Genomic DNA, 1,689 nt, shown 5'->3' on the forward strand with positions numbered 1-1,689 from the left:
GTGTAGGCGCAATGTCAGAATGTCAGTCCAGCGCAACATAGAACTGTCAGTCTTCCGTCGGGATTGCGACGGCTGGGAGGCTGGCGATGGGCTGGATAGCGATGAGCGAACGGGAGTTGCAGCGCGTCGAGGTTCTCGGCGATGTGCTGAGCGGTCGCCGCGGGGTCGGATCGGCGGCGTCGGTTCTGGGTTTGAGCGAACGTCAGGTGTGGCGGCTGTTGGCGCGCTACAAGGCTGGTGGCGGCGGCGCCCTGGTTCACCGCGGGCGTGGCCGTCCGTCGAACCGGCGGCTTGGCGATGAGGTGCGGGAGCGCGCGCTGGAGCTGGTTCGCAGTCGGTATGGCGATTTCGGCCCGACCTTGGCGGCGGAGATGCTGCGGGACAGGCATGGGCTGACGGTTTCGCGCGAGACGTTGCGTCAGTGGATGGCGGCGGCTGGCCTTTGGCTGTCGCGTCGGCAACGCCGGCAATTCCACCCTCCCCGGCTGCGCCGCGAGCGGTTCGGCGAGTTGATCCAGATCGACGGCAGCGAGCACCGCTGGTTCGAGGATCGCGCCGATCCTTGCACGCTTCTGGTGTTCATCGACGATGCGACGGGCCGGCTGATGCAGCTTCGCTTCGCCCGGTCGGAGAGCGCCTTTTCCTACTTCGAGGCGCTGGAGGGTTATCTGAAGGCCCATGGCCGGCCGCTGGCCTTGTACTCGGACAAAGACTCGGTGTTCCGGGTCTCGCAGCGCGAGGCGAAGGGCGGCCAGGGCATGACGCAGTTCGGCCGGGCGTTGGCGGAGTTGAACATCGAGATCCTGTGTGCCAACTCCAGCCAAGCGAAGGGGCGGGTCGAGCGGGTGAACCGGACGCTGCAGGACCGGCTGGTGAAGGAGTTGCGGCTGGCCGGCATCTCCGGCATCGAGGCGGGCAATGCCTTCCTGCCCGGCTTCATCGAGCGCTTCAACGCCCGCTTTGCCCTGCCCCCTGCCCGGCCGGACGATCTGCACCGGCCGCTGACCATCGCGCCGGATCGGCTGCGCCAGGTTCTGTGCTGGCGCGAGCAGCGCCATGTCGGGCAGCAGCTGACGCTGTCCTACGAGCGCAAGCGGATCATGCTGGAGGAAACCGAGCTGACGCGGGGACTGGCTGGCCAGTATGTCGACACCTATGCCTTCGCCGACGGTCGTCTGGAGGTGCGGTGGAAGGGGGTGGCGCTGTCGTATCGGGCCTTCGACAAGGACCAGCGGGTCAGCCAAGCCGATATCGTGGAGAACAAGCGGCTGAGTGCGGTGCTGGCCCAGGTGAAGGAGATGCAGGAGAACCGGCCGCCGCCTCGGGTGAAGACCAACAGCGAGAAGACCGGCTACCGCAAGACGGGGCGGCGCAAGCCGAACAGCGGACCAGCCGAAGGCGCCTGCGTGGCCGACTGACCGCAGCTGTTTGCCCTCTATCCGTGAGGTCCCGATGCGACCGGCATTCCTGGCAGCAGGATGATGGCTCGGCGATCGTCGCCGCCGTCAAGCCCTGCGCCTGCGGCGCACCGCACAGCGGCTTCGGGGCTTGACCGCGCCGCCGAGCCGACCCCGAACGCATCCATGCCAGAGATGCCGAAGAAGACCCGACACACCGCCAAGCCGAAGCCGCTCCCGCTGACACTCCTACTTTGCTCCAGCCACTGACACTTCTACCCGGGCGCAACAT

General features: G+C 67.1%; 1 pseudogene. It reads left to right on the plus strand.

Features of this window, described 5'->3' with window-relative positions:
* Window positions 1–86: 86 nt before the first annotated feature.
* Window positions 87–1,373: pseudogene (locus tag FZ983_RS33835) on the plus strand (ISNCY family transposase); the annotation flags it as partial.
* Window positions 1,374–1,689 lie beyond the last annotated feature (316 nt).

The sequence above is a fragment of the Azospirillum sp. B21 genome, assembly GCF_008364825.1.
Lineage (GTDB): Bacteria > Pseudomonadota > Alphaproteobacteria > Azospirillales > Azospirillaceae > Azospirillum.